The following is a 19,781-nucleotide window of genomic DNA, read 5'->3' on the forward strand; positions in this document are numbered from 1 at the left end:
TGCAGCCTTGCCCGTTCGGCCGGAACTCACACCGGCTGTGACGACCGGAACGTTCCCCGGTAGGCCTGCGGGGTCGTCGACAGCCGCTGCGCGAAGTGGTGCCGCAGGGTCGCGGCGCTGCCGAACCCGGCCCGCTCGGCGATCGTGTCGATGCCCAGGTGCGAGTCCTCCAGCAGGCGCCGGGCGAGCAGCATGCGCTGGCTGACCAGCCAGTCGTGCGGGGTGGCGCCCGTCTCGTCGCGGAACTTGCGGGCGAACGTGCGCGGCGCCATGTGCGCCAGCTCGGCCATCGTGTCGACGGTGTGCGGCTGGTCGAGCGTCGCGAGCACGGCGTTGAGCACCGGCTGCAGGGTCTCGCACTCCACCGCCTTGAGCGGCGTCTCGATGTACTGCGCCTGGCCGCCCTCGCGGTGCGGCGGCACGACCATCCGCCGGGCGAGCATCGTCGCGACCGCGGTGCTGTGCTCCTGGCGGATCAGGTGCAGCCCGGCGTCGATGCTGGCCGCGGTGCCCGCGCTGGTGAGCACCCGGCCGTCCTGCACGTAGAGCACGTCGGGGTCGACGATCGCGGCCGGGTGCAGGCGGGCCAGCCGGGCGGCGTGCAGCCAGTGGGTGGTGCACCGGCGGCCGTCGAGCAGACCGGCCGCGCCGAGCGCGAACGCCCCGGTGCACACGCTCATCACCCAGGCGCCGCGCTCGTGCGCCCGGCGCAGCGCGTCCAGCACCGGGGCGGGCGGCTCGAAGGCCGGATTGTCGTAGGGCGCGACGACCACCAGGTCGGCCTCGTCGGCACGGGACAGGTCATGGCGCACGGCGACGTCGAACCCGGCACGGCTGGCCACCGGCCCGCCGTCGACCGAGCAGACCGCGAAGTCGTACGCCGGGAGTCCCTCGGCGGACCGGTCGTAGCCGAACAGCTCGCACACCACGCCGAGCTCGAAGACGGCCACCTCGGGAAGGGCGATCACGGCCACGTTGCGGAGCATGTGACGGAGCCTACGGCCACTTGGCAGGATTTTGAAGATGTATGGCATCACTGCCACTGTCGTCCATCGTGGAACCGGACGAGGCTCTCCCTCATGGAACTCGTCATCGCACTGTTCTTCCTGCTCATCCTCGTCGCCGCCATCGCCGGCCGGACCGTCGACTCGCGTGACAGCGCCGACTGGAAGCCATCGGACGGTGGCTTCCGGCATCCCTGAGAAAGGGCGGGGCACACGGCCCCGCCCTCTCGCCTACGGCACCAAGATCGACGGTGGCAGCACCGTCGCGATCGGCGGCCGCTTCTTGGCGGTCGCCGCCGACAGGGTCGTCGCCGTGGGCGCCGGCAACGGCTCGGTGAACGGCTGCGGAGCGTCGGTGCACGTCTTGCGGTCCGGCGGCACCTTGCCGGTCAGCAGGTAGTTGTCGATCGCCTTCGTGGCACAGACGCCGGAGCCGTACGCGGTGTGTCCCCAGTTGTTGCTGGACAGCAGGCTCGCGTTCGGCGCCAGCCGCCGCGACGACACGGCGCCCTGGTAGTTGGTCGCCGGGTCCCAGAAGCTGCCGACGATCAGGAACGGGTTCGCGGTGCGCCGGGTGAACGGCCCGGTGTACGCGTCCTCGTCGCGCACGGTCCAGGTCCGGTCAGCGCACTGGCTGTCGATCCAGCCCCAGTTGCGGCCGAAGTACGGCGCCTCGCGGTCGCGGCGCGCCGTGGCGGCCGGCCAGGACTCGGCCCGTGCCGGGTGGCGGCCGTCGGTGCAGATCACGGTGCTGCTCGCTTCGAACCCGTTCTCGTACGGGAAGTCGTACGCCCGGGCCGCCTTCGTGGCGTTGACCCGCTTGACCAGCGAGGCCGGCGAGCCGCCCTCCTGCACCGCGGCCACCTCGGCCACGAGCTGGGTCACCGCGGCGCCCGCGTCGAAGCTGTAGAGCGAGCCCAGCACGGCGCTGACGAAGATCGCGTACGTGACCCGGATCGTGCCGCCCGCGCCGTCCGGGAAGTCGAGCGGATCGGTCTTGAGGCGGTTGGCGACCTGGGCGAAGTGCTTGACCGGGTCACCCTCGGCGAACGCGCAGTACTTCTCGCCGGCCTTGTCGCAGCGCTTGAGCACCTCGATGAGCGCCCGATACGCGCCGTCGGAGGAGCGCAGCCGCTGATCGAGGATCTGCCGCGTGTTGCCCACCCACGCGACCGGGTTGAGCACGCCGTCGACCACCAGCGCGCGGAAGCGGTCCGGGAACATGTTCGCGTAGTACTGGCCCAGCGCGCTGCCGTAGCTGAACCCCAGGTAGTTGAGCTTGCGGTCACCCACCGCGCGGCGCATGACCTCCATGTCGCGGGCCACCTCGGCGGTCGAGGCGGCGCCGGTGAGCGGCCGGCCCGTGGTCGAGCAGGCGCGGCCCAGCCTCTTGGAGCCCTCGATGTAGTTGCGTTCCTCGGCCCTCGTGTACGGGAACGGGACGTCCATCAGGTCGAGGACCGCGGCTTGCGCGCGTACGGAGGGGAAGCAGCGCACGTTCTGGCTGGCGCCGATGCCCCGCGGATCGACGCCGACGACATCGAAGCGCTGCAGCAGCGCGTCGCTCATCCAGTACTGCGCGTCGAGCGCGAACGAGGTGGCCGACCCACCGGGGCCACCCGGGTTCACGAACAGGCTGCCGAGGCGCTGCGCCTTGTTCTTGGCCTTGACGCGCAGCACGGCGATCTCGGTGGTGGCGCCCTTGGGCTGGTTGTAGTCCAGCGGCAGGCGGACGGTGGTGCACTCGGCGATCCGATAGCACTTGTACCAGTCGAGCTTGGGCGTGGGCACGGCGTCGACGAGCCGAGACTCCTGCGAGCCCCGGCCGCCGGCGACCGCCGGTGCGGCGGCCACGCCGGTCAGGACGACGCCGGCGAGCGCCGCGGTCAGTAGTCGGTGCGTCTGCAAAGGCATAGGACGACCCTTCTGACGATGAGCCGCGGCGGCGGTGCCGCGACGCCAGAGATTGTAGGAAGTCGATGCACGTACAGTGATCTTGTCAAAAGCGACGAAACCCGGCACACCCCCTCAGGAGTGCGCCGGGCGCCGTTCATTTGTCCGGTAAGCGTCAAACCCCGGCCATCGCGAGGTTACGAGTGGTGATCGAGTCCCGCCAGCAGCGCATCGTGGCCGCGACCAGGTCGGCCTCGGTGACGGCGGGGCGCTCGCGGCGCACGTGCAGCACGCCGACGACGATGAGGGCGCTGGTCAGTCCCACGGCCGCGGAGGCCCACACGCCCACCTGGCCGGTCAGCAACCCGTACGTCATCCAGGAGGCGCACGCCCCGGCGGCCAGCCGCCAGCGCAGCGGCGAGAGGCCCGAGATGTCCTGGTCGCGGTCGCGCAGCAGCGCGAGCGGCTGCGGGATCGCCGAGAGGAACGAGACGCCCGCCAGCAGCATGCCGAGCACCGAGGCCACCGCGGGCCCGGAGACGTCCGGCAGGGCCGCCGCGGCGAGGCTGATCAGGGCCGCGGCCACGACCGCGCCGGCGCTGCCCGCGCTGACCCGCAGAGCCCGGCGGGTGCGCAGCTCCGGCCGCGTGACCAGCAGCGCGACCAGGATCGACAGGCCGGCCAGCCCGGTGGCCGCGTTGGTCAGCACCTGCAGACGCTCGCCGCTGAGCAGGCCGTACGTGATCCAGCCGAACGGCATGGCGACCCCGAGGGCGCAGGCCGTGGCGGACAGGCCGTTCGTGCGCCGCTGGACGCACGACTTGTGGACCTGGGGCCAGGAGAGGGACACGGACAGCGCGGCGGCGACGAAGCCGAGGGCGTGGGTAAGCATGATCCATTTCGCGGGTCGGGGTCAGGGTCCGCCGCGCATCACTGCGATCCGCGGCCAGGGTTCTGTTCGCCCGGCTCCCGGGCCCGCTGACCGGCTGCCACCCACCTGCAACGGGGTGCCCCCGAACCGCAACCGGGGAGTCCGGAACGCGCACGGGACAGCAGGGGGGTGCCGGGACAGCGAACCGGTTTGGCACAGTGGACGAATGCTCACCGACGTGGATCTGCCCGCGCCCGGACTGCTCTGGACGCGCTGGGCGGCGCTGTCCGCAGCCCTGACCGGCATCGGCTACCCCGATGTCTGGTTCGTCGACGACCGCGGAGCGCACCACGACGACCACGGCGGCAGCTGGGCCCGCCTGGCGCTGATCGACGGCGCCCGGGCGGTGCTGTTCGGCTACGACCGCGACCACAGCGCCACGGCCGCCGCGGACCCGCCGATCGACGTGCTCACCGGCGCGCCCGACTGGCTGCCATGGGACGACCTGACCACGCTGGCCGAGGCCGACCGGCTGGGGTTCGTGGTGTGGCACGCGGAGGGCCGCTGGTCACGCACCCGCTACCGCGACGGGCTCACCGACGGCCTGGTCGACACTGTCGGGCCCGTGCTGAGCACCGAGAACACGCTGCGCGAGCTGGCCGAGGTGGTCACCGACTGGGGCCGGCACGAGCTGCGGACGCCCGCCGAACGCGACGACGTGCGCGCCGCCGCCGAGGACCTGCTCACCTCGGCCGTCCGCGGCGAGGTCGCCGGTCCCGGCTTCGAGCGGCTGCTCGGCCGGCTCACCGACCCCGCGCTCGACCTGCGGTCGGCCCTGTTCGCGGCGGGGCGGGGCGGCATCACCGCGGGCACCCGGCCGCCGCGGATCGCGCCCGGCGTGCGCCCGCCGATGCGCCGGGTCCGCCGGCTCAGCCAGGGCGAGCACGACCGGCTCGTGTGGGCCGCGATGCAGGATGCGTCCGAGCTGGCCCGGCCGGAGCCGCCAGAGACCACCGAGCTGGAGGCGCTGGTGGCGTGGATGCGCGACCGGTCGCCGTACCACGACGGGCGCTGCACGGTCCTGGCCTACGCCGACGCCACCAGCCTGAGCGTGCAGGCCGGCAAGCACCCGCCGGCCGAGCAGCCGGGCGAGCCGCGCTTCGGCACGTTTCAGCAGATCAGCGGGCTGGTGCGGGCGCTGCGCCGGGCCGAGGCCGATCCCCGGTACGGGCGGTGGCTGTTCCTGCGCGTGCAGACCACCGCGACCGAGGTGATCGTCGAGCGCCGCTACGACTCGTGGCCGAAGTGGTGGGCCGACGACGGCGTCTCCGGACCGTGGCGCACCAACCTGCAGGAAGAGATGGCGGGCCGCGCCCCGCAGTGGCAGCCGGGCTGGCTCCGCCTGCTCGACCCCGAGGTGGCCTACCGCCCCGCGGGCGGCTAGCGGGCCTTGCCGGCGGCCAGCAGCGCCACGGACTTCGCCAGCCGGCGGGCCCGGGTCTCGGCGGTCTTCGCGGACGTCAGCTGGTCGACGTGGTAACGCTGGTTCGAGAACGACAGCGTCGCCCAGAAATCGCGGGCGGCGGGCTCGGCGTCGAGCGCGGCGCGCAGGTCGTCGGGCACCTCGATCTCGCGCGGCGCGGTGTCCAGCTCGACGTCGACGTCGTACGTCTCGCCGCCGCTGATGCCGGCCGCCTCCCGGCGCTCCGAGCTGACGCCGAGCCAGTAGCTGCCGCCCATCTTGGCGATCGCCGAGCGGAACGTGAAGCCGTTGACCACGGCGACGACCTTGGGGCGGCCGCCGCCCGCCAGCCCGGTCACGATCTCGTCGGGCACCTCGAAGCCGGTGGTGGTGCCGCCCGTACGCTGCAGCTCCGCGCGAAACCTCATGCGCGTCAGCCTAGCGGCTCCTCGATCAAGGCGGACCAGTCCGTGACCAGCGGAATCAGCTCACCCGCCGCCCACAGCGGCAGCTGGTCGCGAAAGTGCGGCGAGGCCGGGTCGCCGGACGCGCCGAACGGCACGATCCAGCGGCTGCGCTGCCGGTCGAGGACGTCCCAGACGTAGCGGGCGACCGGACCGCGCCCGCACCGGTCCGTCACGCCGGGAATGCTCGACAGGCAGAGGACCGAGTCGCGCTCGCCGCCGAGCTCGGTGCGCGGGATCTCGGCGGTGAGCCCGGGCAGGCGTACGGGCTCCAGCAGGTGCCGCTGCCCCCAGGTGCCCGCCGGCTCGACCGTCGCCGGGTCCACCACCTCGGCCGCGGTGAGCCCGAGCCCGCGCAGCACGCCGTCGAGGTTGAGCCCGATCCTGACCCGCGGATCGGTCCACGCGTCGAACAGCGGGTCGAACCCGTGCGGCTTCAGCAGCGGCTCGAGCGCGGGGTGCTCGTGCAGGCGCCGTGCCATCGCGGCGCGCCAGGCCGCGAGCCGCCCGGCCTCGACGCTGTCCGCGGGCATCGGCGTGTCCATGTGGATCCGCTGCGACGGCACGCCCTCGTCGAGCAGCTCCCGGATCCGGTCGGCGCGGGCCTTGGCGGCGAAGTCGTTCCCGTACGCCTCGGTGTCCGGCCGCCGGTCGTTGGCGTTCACCGCGGTGCCCGTCACCTCCGCGCGGGTCGTCGGCAGGTATCCCGGCCGCCACGCGTACGCCCGGTCCCACGCCGGCACCGGAACGCTGCGCCGCCCGTCGCGCACCGGGACCCGGCCGACCGTGAGCTGCAGCACCCGTCCGGTGGTGTCGGCCGTGAGGACGCTGTTGACCGGCTCCACCCACCGCTCGAGCGCGGCCGCGACGTCGTCCACCGTGGACGCGTGCAGCAGCGGCAGCAGCGCGCCGAACCCCAGATCCAGCCCCACCCGGGTGGGCGTGCGCAGGCTGAGGGCGCCGTCGACGATCGGCCCGCGCGCCGTCTCGATGACCTCGACCAGCTCACTGCCCGCCCCGCGTACGGGAATGGTCTCGGTGTGCGCCTCGGCCGGCTCCCACCCGCCGGGCCCGCGCGCCTCGACGCCCGACGCCGTGCGGCGCAGCTCCTCCTCGTACAGGTCCTGATAGTCGGCCATCGCGTTCGTGACCGCCCAGGCGACGCCGCCGGTGTGCCCGAAGTGCTGCACGCCCGGCACCCCCGCGAAGGCCAGCCCCGCCACGTCGAAATCCGGGCACGACAGCCGGATCTGCTGGTAGACGCCCGGCAGCTCGATCGCGCGGTGCGGGTCCCCCGCGATCTCCCCCGGCCGGTACCACGCGTTGCTGCCCGAGCCGGCCGACGCCTCCGCCCGGAACCAGCCGACCGCCTCCGGCCCGAGCGTGCGTTCGACGTGCGCGTTCCACATCTTGCCGGGGAAGGTCGCGAACATGATGTGCCGCGCGAGGAACACCCCCAGCGCCGACCACGGATGCCACGCTACGCCGCCGGCACGGACCCCCTCCGCGTACGCCCGCAGCCACTCCCGCGTCCGCACGTCCAGGTTCGCGTAGCACCGCCGGGCCGTGTCGTCGATGCGGGCCCGCCGCGCGAACCTGTCCCACCCCAGCCCGTCCGGCCCGACGAGCTCGGCCAGCAGCCCCTCGGACCGCCGCCGCTCCACCTCGATCTGCTGCCCGCGGTCGAGCGCCGTCACCCGGCCCTGCAGGAACGCCAGCTCGTCGACCGTGCCCGCCCGCAGATGCGGAACGCCGTACCCGTCCCGGAAAACTTGCATCCCCCATCAATACAGGCCCCGGCCGCGGTCCGGTGTCACCGCGAGGTCTCAGAACCAGTCGGTGCAGAAGATCTGGCCGGCGTCGTCGGCGCAGGCGCGCATCGTGCGCGGGTTCGCGTCGGACCAGACGCCGGTGTACGCCGTGGTGCTGTCGGCCTGCCGGTCGACCTGGAAGACGGCGCCGTCCTCCTCGTACTCGAGGTAGACACCGACCGTGCTGCCGCCCTCGTACGAGCCCCACGCGCACTGGCTCTCGTCGTTGAAGCGCAGCTGCACGGTGTTGTAGGAGGTGCCGTCGACCCAGGTGCGCTCGGCCGCGACGCCGAACTCGTCGGTGGACGTCCAGTACTCGGCGTAGATCCGGTCGCCGTCGCCGCAGGCGGGCTCGGCGGCGGAGGCGGCCGGCGCACCGCTCACGGCGGCGACGGTGGCGAGGGCGGCGCTGGTGGCGATCGTGGCGGCGATGCGGCGCAGGTTCATGGCGGTGTCCCTTCCCAGGTGGGCCGCCGTTCTCGGCGGCTTCACTGCCACCACGGGCCCGGCGGCCGCCCTGTTCACCGCGTCATCCGATCGGGGTGGCGGTCACCTCCCTCCCCGTGTCGGCGGCCTCCTCGACGGCCAGCGCGAGCACCTGGTCGTGCACCCCGTCGGCCAGCGGGTACGGCGGCGGGCCCTCGCCGCGCACCCAGGCGGCCATGGCGTCCAGCAGGGTGGCGGTGGCGATCTCGTCGTCGTTGAGGCGGTGACCGGCGTATGGGTTGCGGTGGAGCACCCGGTCGCCGAGCAGGATCGTCTCGGTGTCGAAGCCGTTGAGGTCGAGGTCGTGGCCGCTCTGCCGGCGCACCAGCCGGGTGCGGGCGAGGGTCTCGGGGGCGGGCAGGTGCACGATCTCGTCGTCGTTCAGCTCCCCGTGCGTGCCGCGCACCAGCAGCCGCCGGAAGCGCAGCAGGTTGCGGGTCTGGCCGGTGGTGAAGTCGTACAAGCCGGATCGGCCGCCGCCGAAGTCGAGCGTGGCGATCGTGGTGGTGGCCGGCTCCGGCCGGGTGGCGCCCGTCCATCCGGAACGGTCGAGCGGGTCGAGCAGCGGCGCGACGGTGCGGACCGCGCGCACGGCGGCCCCCACGCGACCGATGCCGAGCAGCCCGCGGATCAGCGACATCGCGTGGTACTGCTGGGTCGACGACACCTGCACCTGGGTGGGGGCGCCGATGAGGCCGGAGCGGACCGCGGCGAGCCGGGCGGCGTGCGAGGGCATCAGCAGGTACTGCTCGGCCACCTGCACCGGCGCGGACGGCCCGACGGAGGCCAGCAGCGCCCGCAGCCCGGCCTCGTCCGCCGCGGGCGGGGTCTCCGCCAGCACCGGCAGGCCGAGCCCGACGGCTTCGGCGATCACGCCGGCGTTCGCCGTACGCGGGACCGCGGTGACGACGAAGTCCGGTTGCGCGCCGCGCACGCACGCCGCGAGGTCGCCGTACGCGGGCACCGGCAGCGGACGCGGGGAGCGCACCACCGCGCCGACGCAGCGCACGCCGGGCAGCGCCTGCGCCACCCGGTGGAACGCCGCCGCGCGGAAGCCGAACCCGACCAGCGCGAACCGCGTCATCAGCCGGCGTCGGCGTCGGCGGGGCCCTCGAGGCCGGCCTTCTCGTCGCGATCGGCCCACTCGAGCAGCGTCTCGAGCGAGTGCGCCTTGTCGTCGATGGTGGCGTGCAGGTCGCCCAGCTCGGCGAAGCGGGCCGGAACCGTGCGGATCGTGAAGTCGCGCGGGTCGGCGTCGGGGATCTCGGCCCACGTGACCGGCGTCGACACCGCGCCGGTCGGCACCCCGCGTACCGAGTAGGCGCTCGCGATCGTGTGGTCGCGGGCGTTCTGGTTGTAGTCGACGAACAGCAGCCGCGGGTCGCGGTCCTTGCGCCACCACGTGGTCGTGACGTCGTCCGGCGCGCGCCGCTCCACCTCGCGGGCGAAGGCGAGAGCCGCCCGGCGTACGTCGGAGAAGCCCCACGACGGCTCGATGCGCACATAGATGTGCAGCCCGCGGCCCCCGGAGGTTTTCGGATAGCCGGTGATGCCCAGGTCGTCGAGCACCTCGTGGGCGACCGCGGCGACCCGCCGCACCCGGTCGTAAGGGCAGTCCGGCATGGGGTCGAGGTCGATGCGCCACTCGTCGGGCTTCTCGGTGTCGGCGCGGCGCGAGTTCCACGGGTGGAACTCGACGGTCGACATCTGCACCGCCCAGATGACGTCGGCCGTCTTGGTCACACACAGCTCGTCCGCGTGCCGGTTGTAGCGCGGAAACTTCACCCGCACCGTCTCCAGCCACGGCGGCGCCCCGTGCGGCACCCTCTTCTGGTGCACCTTCTCGCCGGCCAGCCCGTCGGGAAAGCGGTGCAACATGCACGGCCGCTCCCGCAGCGCCCGCACGATGCCGTCCCCCACCGCCAGGTAGTACTCGACCAGGTCGAGCTTCGTCAGCCCGAGCTCCGGAAAGTAGACCCGGTCCGGGTTCGACACCCGCACCGTGAAGCCACCGACCTCGACCTCGGTCGCCGGGGCCTTGCTCGAAGAGGCCATGCAGCCACCTTAGGACCCCACCGCCCGGCATGCACCGACATCGCCGAGCACCCTCGACCCGGTTCCCCCACCCACCACCGCCACCGGCCGACAGTCCACAGTCCTCGCCGCCGGCGCACGCGGCTCGGCGCCGGGCCGCCGGTGGTGGAACCCACGGGTGTTTAGCCGAGGCAGGAGTCGTCGAGGTCGGCCAGCAACGTGTCACCGGAGTCGAGCAGGTCGAGCAGGGGGACGATGCGGGGCAGTTCGTGGGTGACGAAGTAGCGGGCGGCCAGGCGCTTGCCGTCGTAGAACGGGCCGGGCTTGTCGGCGGCGGCGTTGAGCTGGGAGAGCCAGAGCCACGCGATGACGAGGTGGCCGGTGGCCTCGAGGTACGAGGTGGCGTTGGCGAGCGCGGCGGTGGGGTCGCCGGCGGCCCACAGCTTGCGGGTGGTGGCGGCCAGGCGGTCGCAGAGGGCGATCACCGGACGGCCGAGGTCGGCGGGGGCGGCCACGGCGGTGGTCACGATGCGGCCGATCAGCGTCTGCAGGCCGGCGCCGCCGCGCATGACGACCTTGCGGCCGAGCAGGTCGAGCGCCTGGATGCCGTCGGTGCCCTCGTGGATGGAGTTGAGCCGGTTGTCGCGGTAGAACTGCTCGACCGGATATTCGCGGGTGTAGCCGTAGCCGCCGTGGATCTGGATGGCGTGGTCGTTGGCCAGCCGGCACCACTGCGACGGCCACGCCTTCACGATCGGGGTGAGCACGTCGAGCAGCAGGTCGTTCTCCTCGCCGGGCTCGTCGAGCAGCTTCGACGCATACAGGATCAGCGCCATGCCCCCCTCGACGTACGCCTTGGAGGCGAGCAGCATCCGGCGGACATCGGGGTGCTGGACGATCGGCACGGGCGGCGCCAGCGGGTCCTTGCCCGCCACCGGCCGGCCCTGGGTGCGCTCGCGCGCGTAGTCCAGCGCGTGCAGGTAGCCCGTGTAGCCGAGCGCCACGGCGCCCGCGCCCACGCCGATGCGGGCCTCGTTCATCATGTGGAACATGTAGGCCAGCCCCTTGCCCTCCTCCCCGACGAGGTAGCCGGTGGCGCCGTCGAGGGAGAGCACGGCGTTGGTCGTGCCGCGGTAGCCCATCTTGTGGTTGAGCCCGGCCAGCGCCACCCCGTTGCGCTCGCCGACCGTGCCGTCGGGCTCGACGTGGTGCTTGGGGACGATGAACAGCGACAGGCCCTTGACCCCGGCCGGCGCGCCCGCGACCCGGGCCAGCACCAGGTGGACGATCGTCTCGCTGAGCTCGTGGTCCCCGCCCGAGATCCACATCTTGGAGCCGTTGAGGCGGTAGCTGCCGTCGCCCGCGGGAGTGGCCCTGGTGAGCACGTCGCTCAGCGACGATCCGGCCTGCGGCTCGGACAGGCACATCGTGCCGGTGAAGCGGCCCTCGAGCATCGGGCGCACGAACGTGTCGATCTGCTGCGGGGAGCCGTACGTCAGCAGGAGGTTGGCATTTCCCGCGGTGAGCAGCGAATACGACGACGTCGCGATGTTCGCCGCCTGGAACCAGGCGAAGCAGGCCCGCGCCACCACGTGCGGGAGCTGCAGGCCGCCGACCGACGCGTCCATGGTGGCGCTGAGCAGGCCAGTCTCGTTGAAGACCTTGAGCGCCGCGGCGACCTCGGGGATGACCGAGACGCGCACCCCGTCGAAGGTCGGCTCCTCGAGGTCGCTGCGCCGGTTGTGCGGCGCGAAGTCGCGCTCGGCGATCTGGGCCGAGACGTCGAGGAACGCGTCGAACGTCTCGCGGGAGTGCTCGGCGAACCTCTCGGCGGTGGTGAGCGCCTCGACGTCGAGCCACTCGTACAGCAGGAAGTCGAGGTCGCGACGCGAAAGGATGGAGGACACCGCGGGCACCGCCGTTCTCTGCAGGAGACAGGCCAGGCCCATAGTGTGCCCTGTCAGTCCGCCGCGCGGTGCCTTCCGGCCGGGGGCTGTGGATGGCGGGACCGCTTGACCGCGTACATGGCGTGGTCCGCTGCCCGCAGGGCCTCGTCCGGGTCGGAGGCGCCCGCGGCCAGGTGCACGCCGACGCTGGCGCCGATCCGCACCTCGGCGCCGCCGATCGCGAACGGCCGCTCGAGCGCGTGCCGGATGCGGGCGGACATCGCGTCGCCGTCGGCCGGCGACAGCACGCCCGGCATCAGCACCACGAACTCGTCGCCGCCGACCCGGGCCAGCACGTCGCGCTCGCGGACGCAGCCGCTGAGCCGCTCGGCGACCTGGCGCAGCAGCTCGTCGCCGGCCTCGTGACCGTACGCGTCGTTGACCGGCTTGAACCCGTCGAGGTCGACGAAGAGCACCGCGACCGGCTCCTCGCTCAGCGAGGCGTCCAGCTCGTCCTGCATGCGGCGGCGGTTGGGCAGGCCGGTGAGCGGGTCGTGCTGCGCCTCGTGGGCCAGCCGCTCCTGGAACGCGCGGGTCTCCGAGATGTCCCGCGCGTTGATGACGATGCCGTGCAGCGACGGGTCGTGCAGCTTGTTGGAGGCGGTGAACTCGAACCAGCGGTACTCGCCGTGCCCGGAGCGCACCACGGCCTGCAGCCGCAGCACGGCGTCGCGGTTGGCCCGCAGCAGGGCGAACTGCTCGCGCATGTACGACAGGTGCTCGGGGTGCACGATGTCGAAGACGCTGCTGCCGACCAGCTTGCCCTCGGGGAAGCCCAGCACGGCGACCGCGCTGGGGCTGGAGTACTCGATCCGGCCCTCGGCGTCGAGCACCGAGACCAGGTCGGGGGCGTGCTGGAACAGCGCCTGGAAGCGCTCGTCGGCGCGGCGGCGCTGGATCTGCGTGCGGTAGCCGAGCGCGGTGATCGCCAGCACCCCGATCAGCAGCATGGCGCCGAGCGTCAGGTTCAGCGTCTGGCTCTTGGTGTGCACCGCGCCGTCGAACGACTTCCTGGTCTGGGTACGGACGTACGCCCAGTCGCCCGGCAGGCCGCCCACCACGATCGCGATCATGTCGGTGCCCGCGAGCGTCCGGTACTCGATGAACTGCGTCTGCGGGTCCGCGGCGAGCGCGCGCCGGATGGCCGGGTCGATCTGCGTGCCGAGCAGCTTCGCGTTGCTCGCGGCGGCCACCGTGCCGGTGCTGTCGACGATCGTGGTCGAGTGCGCCCCGGAGTTCAGCGTCACGGTGTACTGCTGCAGCGAGGTCTGCGCGACGTCGTTGAGGCCCACCAGGATCGCCGCCGGCGCCCCGCCGACGACCACCGGCACGCCCACGGCCTGCAGGTACGCGCCGTCCACGACCATGATCGAGGAGAAGCCGGCCTTCTGCCCGGCCTGCAGCGTCGCGAGCATCGGCTGCCAGCCGGTGTTGTCCGCGGCGGGCAGCCCGGTGTCCCGCGAGGCGTTCAGCACGGTGCCGTCGAAGCCGATCAGCATGGCCCCGTACCGGAAGGTGCTGCTCTCGCCGACCAGCGAGCGCAGGGCCGCCCGGTCGGCGGCGTTGCCGCGGCCCAGGTGCAGCGACGCGTCGCCGAGGAACTCACCGAGCTCGGTGGCCGACAGCAGCTCCATCTGGCCCACCAGCGTGCTGTTGTTGACGGCCAGGGCACGGGAGTCGGCCCGGTGCACCCCGTCGGCCGCCTGCAGCGCCGAGCGGTTGACCAGGAAGCCGATCGTTCCCGCGGCGGCCAGCAGCGCGATGCCGATGACCACGGCGATCCAGTTGCGCAGCCGCATGAACCCACCTCTCCTCGCCGGGAAAGATCGGCAGGCGGGGCCGCGACTGTACGGAAATCAGCGTTCGATCAGCCAGACGAAGCCCAGCCCGGGCAGGTGCGCGCGCCCCTCCCGCACCACCAGCGGCCCGTCGCTGCTCAGCGCCGTCTCCAGCCACCCGTAGTGGCCGATCGCGGCGGCGTCCACGGTCTGCGGCTGCTCGCTGAAGTTGGCCAGTCCCACGAAGGTGCCGCTGCGCGGGTGCCGGCGCCGCCACGCGAACACGTGCCCGTTGTCGACCCCCACGACCGCCGTCTCGCCGCCGCCGCGCAGCGCGAGCAGGTCCTTGCGGGCGGCGATCAGCTCGCGCAGCCGGCCGAAGACCATGCCCTCGAGCGTCGCCGGGTCGTGCCGGCGGGCCGCGGCGGCCCAGTCCATCCGCGGGCGGTGCATCCAGCGGTTGTCGCCGGCGAGCGCCGGGTCCTGCAGGTACGTGTGGTCGTTGCGCATCGCGAGCTCGTCGCCCATGTAGATCAGCGGGATGCCGCCGTACGCGAACGCCACCGCATGCAGCAGGACCAGACGGCGTACGCCCGTCGGCCAGCTCGACGGGTCGTCGGTGAGCCCGCAGAGGCTCGCCGCGGAGCCGGAGATGCGCGCGTCACCGGTGTCCGGGTTCTCCTGGAAAAGGGCCCCCTGGGCGTACGAGCCCTCGAATCGGCCCGAGAAGAACGCGTTGAGGAAGTTGCGGTGGTTCCACCAGTCCCAGCCCACCGCGGCGGCGTCCTCGGCGCTGATCGCCCAGCCGATGTCGTCGTGCCCGCGGACGTACGTCACCCACGTCGCCTCGGCCGGGATCGGCTTCATCCGCGTGAGCGACTGCGCGAGCAGCCGCGCGTCCCGGGTCGCCAGGCTGCTCCAGAGCATCACCATGAGCTGGTTGTGGTAGGCCAGCTCGCACTCCGGCCGGTAGCGGTCGTGGGCGCCCAGGTAGGGCACCAGGTCGTCGGGGGCAACGATCGCCTCGGCCTTGAAGATCACGCCGGGCGCGGCGAGCCGGACGAGCGCGTGCAGCGCCTGCACGATCCGGTGCACCTCGGGCTCGTTCAGGCAGGTGGTGCCGAGCCGCTTCCAGAGGAACGGGACGGCGTCGAGGCGGAACACGTCCACCCCGCGGTTGGCCAGCCACAGGATCGTCCGCAGCATCGCCCGGAAGACGTCCGGGCTGGCCCAGTTGAGGTCCCACTGGTAGCTCCAGAACGTCGTCCACACCCAGCGGTCGCCGAACCGGGTGAACGAGCCGGGCGCGCGGTCCGGGAAGACCGGCACGATCGTCCGCTCGTACGCGTCCGGCATCTCCCGGTCGGGGAAAGACAGATAGAAGTCCGCGTACGCGGGATCGCCGTCCTCCCACGCCCGGGCCCACGGGTGCTCCTTGGCCGTGTGGTTGAGCACGAGGTCGACGCAGAGGCTCATGCCCCGCTCGTGCAGGCGGCCGGCGAGCTCGCTCAGGTCGGCCATCGTCCCCAGCCGCGGGTCGACCGCGCGGTAGTCGGCCACCGCGTATCCGCCGTCGTTCTCGCCCGTACGGGGTTGAAGCAGCGGCATGAGATGCAGATACGTAACTCCCAGCTCGTCCAGATAGTCCAAGTTCTCGGCCACTGCACGAAGCGACCCCGCGAACCGGTCGGTGTAGCAGACGTACCCGACCTGCCGGGCGCGCTGATACCACCGGGGATCGATCTCCCGGCGCCGGTCCAGTTCGCGCAGCGGCTGCGGACGCTCGGCGGCCGCGTCCAGAGCGGTGCTCACCAGGTCGTTCAGCTCGACGGCGCCGTAGACGACCTCCAACGGCTCGTAGATGTCGAGCAGCGAGGTCTCCAGCCGGGCCAGGAACGCCACCGCCTCCGATCGGCCCAGCCGCTGGGTGGCGTCCGCGGTCAAAGATGGAAGCAGGGACTCGAACGCGCTTGCGGCCCGGGTGCGAACGGAAGATCCTGCCATCGGGTCAACGTAACCGCCGGTGGCGCACGGGTCACGCATATCGACGGCGGTGACGAGGGGGCGGGGAGCGGATGCGCAGACTGGTGGTCCCGGCCGCTGCCCGCGTCATCATCCCCACCCAGCGGCGCGCCTCCGCCCCGCAGCCGACTGTCGTGCCCCGCCGCCGCGTGGTGCGCTGCGGGCTCAGCGTCACCGGGTTCGGCGTGTGCGCGGTCTTCTACTGCCTCACCTACACCCCCTCGCTGCTGCCCCGGACGTGGTACCTGCAGGGTGTCGTCGCCGGGCTGACGGCCTCCTTCGGATACGCCGGGGGGACCGCGGCCGGCGCCCTGGTGCGGCTGCGCTGGTGGCCGTCGCGCCGGGCCGAGCGGATCGCCTGGCACGTGCTGTTCCTGCTGGTCCCCCCGCTGGTGCTGCTGTTCCTCTGGCTGAGCACCCGCTGGCAGCGCGACCTGCGGGTGCGCCTGGGCATGCCGCCCCAGCAGGAGTACGACCTGGTCAAGACCGTCGGCATCAGCCTGGTCACGTTCGGCGCGCTGCTGCTGCTCGCCCGCTGTCTGCGGCTCGCCGCGCACGGCCTGGCCCGGCTGTTCGGCAGGCTGGTGCCCGAGTCGGCCGCGTACTGCGCAGGCTTCGTCGTCGTGACGCTGCTGAGCTACACCGCGTTCGACGGGCTGCTGGTCGGCAACCTCTACACCAACGCCGACCGCTCCGCCGCGATCACCGACAGCGGCACCGGCAGCGGCGTCGTGCAGCCCGCGTCCGTGCTGCGCTCCGGCAGCGCCCAGTCGTTGATGACCTGGAACTCGCTGGGCCGCCAGGGCCGCAACTTCGTGACCAAGGCGCCCCGAGTCGCCGAGCTGAACGCGTTCACCGGCCGTTCCGCCCTCGAGCCGATCCGCCTCTACGCCGGGCTGTCCTCCGCCTCGTCGGTCGCCGCGCGCGCCGAGCTGGTCGTGCGCGAGATGGACCGTACGCATGCCTGGGACCGCAAGGTGATCGCCGTGTTCACCCCCACCGGCACCGGCTGGGTGGACAACGACGTGCCCAGCTCGCTGGAGTACATGTACGCCGGCGACACCGCGCTGGTCTCGATGCAGTACAGCTACCTGCCCAGCTGGATCTCGTTCGCGGTCGACCGCACCACCGTGGTCGAGGCCGCCTCGGCGCTGATCACCGCCGTGCGCTCCCGCTGGGCCGCGATGCCCGCGTCGCACCGCCCCAAGCTGCTCGTCTTCGGCGAGAGCCTCGGCACGTACGGCACCGAGAAGACCTTCGGCAGCGCGGCCGCCATGGTCGACGGCGCCGACGGGATCCTGCTCGAGGGCCCCACCTTCGCCAACCCCATCCACCAGGACCTGACCGCCGACCGGCAGGCAGGCTCGCCCGTGTGGGACCCGTCGTACCCCTCGCTGCCCGTCGAGTTCGCCTCCCGCGCCGACGAGCTGCGCACCCTCGCCGGCCCGCCGCGCAAGGTCGTCTACATGCAGAACTCCACCGACCCGGTCGTCTGGTGGAGCCCCAGCCTGCTGTGGCACAGGCCCGCCTGGCTGCGCGGCACCCGGAGCCCCGACGTCACCCCCGACATGCACTGGTATCCGGTGATCACGTTCTGGCAGACCACCGTCGACCTGCTCTTCGCCAACAAGGCCCCGATCGGCCGCGGCCACGTCTACAAGTCAGGCGCCGTCGACGGCTGGGCCGCGCTCGCCCCGCCCCCCGGCTGGACCGTCGGCGACACCCTCCGCCTGCGCGCGCTGCTCGACCGCTGAGCGCGCCACCCGATCCTTGAGCGCGCCCCCACCACCAGCCGGCCCACCAGCCGGCCCACCAGCCGGCCCACCAGCCAGCCCACCCGCCCTGGGGGCCACCGACCCTAGGGCAATCTACGCCGTCGGGCCGACAAAAACGGCGCGTCGTCCACAGGGCCGAGGGCCGCCGCCCACCGGCGATTCCCGCTGTCCACAGGACTGCGGAAGCCTGCGTCGGCCGGTCAGCGGCGCAGCCACGGCTGGAGCAGACGGGTGACCTGCGGCAACACCAGGTACGTCATGATCGGGGTCAGGCAGAGCGTGCTGACCAGCGTCCGCAGCACCACGTTGAGGTCGACCAGCAGGTGGTTGAGGGTCACGGCGGCCAGCAGGCTGACCGGGAAGAAGCCCAGCCAGATGGTCACCGCCTGCTTCCAGCGCGGCGGCGGCTCGGGCGCGGACACGCTCATCTCGCGCTGGAGGTCGCGGGGCGGGTCGAACCAGCCCTCGATGCCCGTACGGCGCTCGGTGCGGGTGTGTTCCACGAAGCCCTCCGCCGACGACAGCCACCAGCGGCGCTGCGGGGACTCCTCCCAGTTGCGCAGCGACTGCTCGTCGGCGAAGCGGTAGAGCATGTGCCACTCCGCCGAGCGCTGGTCGGGCCGCACCCAGCCGGTGCCCAGGAAGCCGGGGAAGTCCTCGGCCAGCGTCGTGCCCGCGTTCACCCAGGCGATCATCTCGGCGGTCCGGGCGGGGTCGGCGCGGCGGGTGATCGCGACGGTGACGGCGGCAGTGTCCATGTCTCACATTGTGGTATCCGCGGGTTTCGGGGACGTGGCAGTTCCGGTTTCCGTGCCGTGGCCCACACGGTAAGTTCTGCTGCATGACGTTGCAGCGAAAGTTGTCGATGGGCCTCGTCGCGGCTGCCCTGACCGTAGCCGCCCCGGCACCGGCGCACGCGACGCCCTGGGGCTGGCAGCTGACCAAGGCGGGCACTCAGGCGGGCCAACAAACCTGGCAGCTCACCCCGACCGGCACGGAGGCGCGCTTCCGCGGCCTCGCCCCGGTCAGCGCGAAGGTCGCGTGGGTCGCCGGTTCGGCCGGCACCATCCTGCGGACGGTCGACGGCGGCCGCACCTGGTCCTCGACCGGCCCGGCGGAGGCCGCGGCGCTCGAGTTCCGCGACATCGAGGCGTTCGACGCCCGGCACGCGGTCGCGCTGACGATCGGCAACGGCCCGGACTCGCGCGTGTACGCCACCTCCGACGGCGGCCGTACGTGGTCCGAGACGTTCCGCAACGAGGACCCGGCCGCGTTCTACGACTGCATGACGTTCCTCGACCGGCGGCACGGCCTCGCGCTGTCCGACCCGGTCGACGGCAAATTCCGCATCCTCGCCACCCGCGACGGCGGCCGCTCGTGGCAGGTGCTGCCCACCTCCGGCATGCCGGACGCGCTCGCCGGCGAGTTCGCGTTCGCCGCCAGCGGCACGTGTCTGGTGTCCGCGGGCGGCAGGGCCATGTTCGCCACCGGCGGCGGCGCGTCCTCGCGGGTCTTCACGTCGCGCGACGGCGGCCGATCGTGGTCGGTCACCACGACGCCGATCCCCAGCGGCCCCAGCGCCGGCATCTACAGCCTGGCCCTGCGCCGCTCCGGCGAGGCGATCGCCGTCGGCGGCGACTACGCGGCCCCCACCGCCGCGCCCGACGGCGCCGCCTACCTGCGCGGCCGCACCTGGACCGTTTCCCGTACGGTCCCCGGCGAGTACCGCTCGGGATCGGCCTGGCACGGTCGCGCCGCGCTGGCCGTCGGCCCCACGGGCAGCGACGTCTCGTACGACGGCGGACGCACCTGGAAGCGTTTCGACACCGGCAGCTTCGACGCCGTCGACTGCACCTCCGACGGCGCCTGCTGGGCCTCGGGCGAGAAGGGCCGGGTCGCCCGGCTCACCCGCCGCTAGGACGCCTGCCGGACGGGCATGTCGGCCAGCCAGACGTCGGCCAGGTCGGCGAGGGGAACCTCGAGGGCCTGGCTCAGGCACACCACGGTGCCGAACGCGGGCGCGGGCAGGCGGCCTGCCTCGATCTTGCGCAGCGTCTCGGGAGAGATGCCGGCCGCCAGCGCCACCTCGACGAGGCTGCGGCCGGCCCGCGCGGCCCGCAGCGCGGCCCCGAGGCGCCGGCCCGCTGCGATCTGTTCAGCGGTGAGCGGTTGGCGAACCATGCCAGCAGGATAGCCCTCCGGACCGGCGTGGTATAAAAATACCGCACCGGGAGA

At 72.8% G+C, this 19,781-nt stretch carries 17 protein-coding genes; 4 read left to right on the plus strand and 13 right to left on the minus strand.

Going from position 1 to position 19,781, the window contains the following annotated elements:
* Positions 1-26: 26 nt before the first annotated feature.
* Positions 27-986 carry a GlxA family transcriptional regulator gene (locus tag ACSNN8_RS04700; RefSeq protein WP_436647152.1) on the minus strand — a complete coding sequence of 320 codons (960 nt, stop codon included), beginning with the start codon at positions 984-986 and terminating at the stop codon, positions 27-29.
* Positions 987-1,079: 93 nt separating this feature from the next.
* Between ACSNN8_RS04700 and ACSNN8_RS04705 the strand changes: the two genes are divergently transcribed.
* Positions 1,080-1,202 carry a hypothetical protein gene (locus ACSNN8_RS04705; protein WP_436647153.1) on the plus strand — a complete coding sequence of 41 codons (123 nt, stop codon included), beginning with the start codon at positions 1,080-1,082 and terminating at the stop codon, positions 1,200-1,202.
* A gap of 33 nt (positions 1,203-1,235) precedes the next feature.
* Here the strand turns inward: ACSNN8_RS04705 and ACSNN8_RS04710 are convergent, their stop codons facing one another.
* Together ACSNN8_RS04710 and ACSNN8_RS04715 are read right to left on the minus strand one after the other, a co-directional pair.
* Positions 1,236-2,918 carry an alpha/beta hydrolase gene (locus ACSNN8_RS04710; protein WP_436647154.1) on the minus strand — a complete coding sequence of 561 codons (1,683 nt, stop codon included), beginning with the start codon at positions 2,916-2,918 and terminating at the stop codon, positions 1,236-1,238.
* Positions 2,919-3,072: 154 nt separating this feature from the next.
* Positions 3,073-3,789 (minus strand): SemiSWEET transporter, encoded by a 717-nt coding sequence (locus tag ACSNN8_RS04715; protein WP_436647155.1) that lies wholly within the window; start codon positions 3,787-3,789, stop codon positions 3,073-3,075.
* Between the two features lie 205 nt (positions 3,790-3,994).
* On the opposite strand from ACSNN8_RS04715, the gene ACSNN8_RS04720 reads away from it, so the two are divergent.
* Entirely contained in the window at positions 3,995-5,212 is a 1,218-nt protein-coding gene (locus ACSNN8_RS04720; protein ID WP_436647156.1) for a hypothetical protein, read from the plus strand.
* Here the strand turns inward: ACSNN8_RS04720 and ACSNN8_RS04725 are convergent.
* The 8 genes from ACSNN8_RS04725 to ACSNN8_RS04760 all read right to left on the minus strand — a co-directional run bounded on the left by ACSNN8_RS04725 (position 5,209) and on the right by ACSNN8_RS04760 (position 15,693).
* Entirely contained in the window at positions 5,209-5,658 is a 450-nt protein-coding gene (locus ACSNN8_RS04725; protein WP_436647157.1) for a YdeI/OmpD-associated family protein, read from the minus strand. The genes ACSNN8_RS04720 and ACSNN8_RS04725 overlap by 4 nt on opposite strands.
* A gap of 5 nt (positions 5,659-5,663) precedes the next feature.
* Positions 5,664-7,472 (minus strand): penicillin acylase family protein, encoded by a 1,809-nt coding sequence (locus ACSNN8_RS04730; RefSeq protein ID WP_436647158.1) that lies wholly within the window; start codon positions 7,470-7,472, stop codon positions 5,664-5,666.
* 48 nt (positions 7,473-7,520) lie between these two features.
* On the minus strand, positions 7,521-7,952 hold the full coding sequence (locus ACSNN8_RS04735) for a DUF2690 domain-containing protein (protein ID WP_436647159.1): 432 nt from the start codon (positions 7,950-7,952) through the stop codon (positions 7,521-7,523).
* 82 nt (positions 7,953-8,034) lie between these two features.
* Positions 8,035-9,075: a gfo/Idh/MocA family oxidoreductase gene (locus tag ACSNN8_RS04740; protein ID WP_436647160.1), complete on the minus strand. Its 1,041-nt coding sequence runs from the start codon at positions 9,073-9,075 to the stop codon at positions 8,035-8,037.
* Positions 9,075-10,046, minus strand: a complete 972-nt coding sequence (gene ligD, locus ACSNN8_RS04745; protein WP_436647161.1) for a non-homologous end-joining DNA ligase — start codon at positions 10,044-10,046, stop codon at positions 9,075-9,077. The genes ACSNN8_RS04740 and ligD overlap by 1 nt, the downstream gene beginning before the upstream one ends.
* Positions 10,047-10,207: 161 nt before the next feature.
* On the minus strand, positions 10,208-11,974 hold the full coding sequence (locus tag ACSNN8_RS04750) for an acyl-CoA dehydrogenase (protein WP_436647162.1): 1,767 nt from the start codon (positions 11,972-11,974) through the stop codon (positions 10,208-10,210).
* An 11-nt stretch (positions 11,975-11,985) separates the two neighbouring features.
* On the minus strand, positions 11,986-13,770 hold the full coding sequence (locus ACSNN8_RS04755) for a diguanylate cyclase domain-containing protein (RefSeq protein ID WP_436647163.1): 1,785 nt from the start codon (positions 13,768-13,770) through the stop codon (positions 11,986-11,988).
* Between the two features lie 57 nt (positions 13,771-13,827).
* Complete coding sequence (locus ACSNN8_RS04760) at positions 13,828-15,693, minus strand: amylosucrase (RefSeq protein WP_436647164.1); 1,866 nt, start codon at positions 15,691-15,693, stop codon at positions 13,828-13,830.
* A 131-nt stretch (positions 15,694-15,824) separates the two neighbouring features.
* Between ACSNN8_RS04760 and ACSNN8_RS04765 the strand changes: the two genes are divergently transcribed.
* The gene (locus tag ACSNN8_RS04765) at positions 15,825-17,525 is read left to right on the plus strand and encodes an alpha/beta hydrolase (protein WP_436647165.1); all 1,701 of its coding nucleotides are present in this window, start codon (positions 15,825-15,827) and stop codon (positions 17,523-17,525) included.
* Positions 17,526-17,746: 221 nt separating this feature from the next.
* Here the strand turns inward: ACSNN8_RS04765 and ACSNN8_RS04770 are convergent, their stop codons facing one another.
* Complete coding sequence (locus ACSNN8_RS04770) at positions 17,747-18,304, minus strand: antibiotic biosynthesis monooxygenase (RefSeq protein ID WP_436647166.1); 558 nt, start codon at positions 18,302-18,304, stop codon at positions 17,747-17,749.
* 83 nt (positions 18,305-18,387) lie between these two features.
* Here ACSNN8_RS04770 and ACSNN8_RS04775 point away from each other — a divergent pair, with 83 nt between their 5' ends.
* Positions 18,388-19,464, plus strand: coding sequence for an oxidoreductase (locus ACSNN8_RS04775; RefSeq protein ID WP_436647167.1), 1,077 nt, complete (start codon positions 18,388-18,390; stop codon positions 19,462-19,464).
* Here the strand turns inward: ACSNN8_RS04775 and ACSNN8_RS04780 are convergent.
* The gene (locus tag ACSNN8_RS04780) at positions 19,461-19,727 is read right to left on the minus strand and encodes a helix-turn-helix domain-containing protein (RefSeq protein ID WP_436647168.1); all 267 of its coding nucleotides are present in this window, start codon (positions 19,725-19,727) and stop codon (positions 19,461-19,463) included. The genes ACSNN8_RS04775 and ACSNN8_RS04780 overlap by 4 nt on opposite strands.
* Between the last annotated feature and the right edge of the window lie 54 nt (positions 19,728-19,781).

Origin of the sequence: Actinoplanes sp. URMC 104 (assembly GCF_051386375.1) — a bacterium.
Lineage (GTDB): Bacteria > Actinomycetota > Actinomycetes > Mycobacteriales > Micromonosporaceae > Actinoplanes.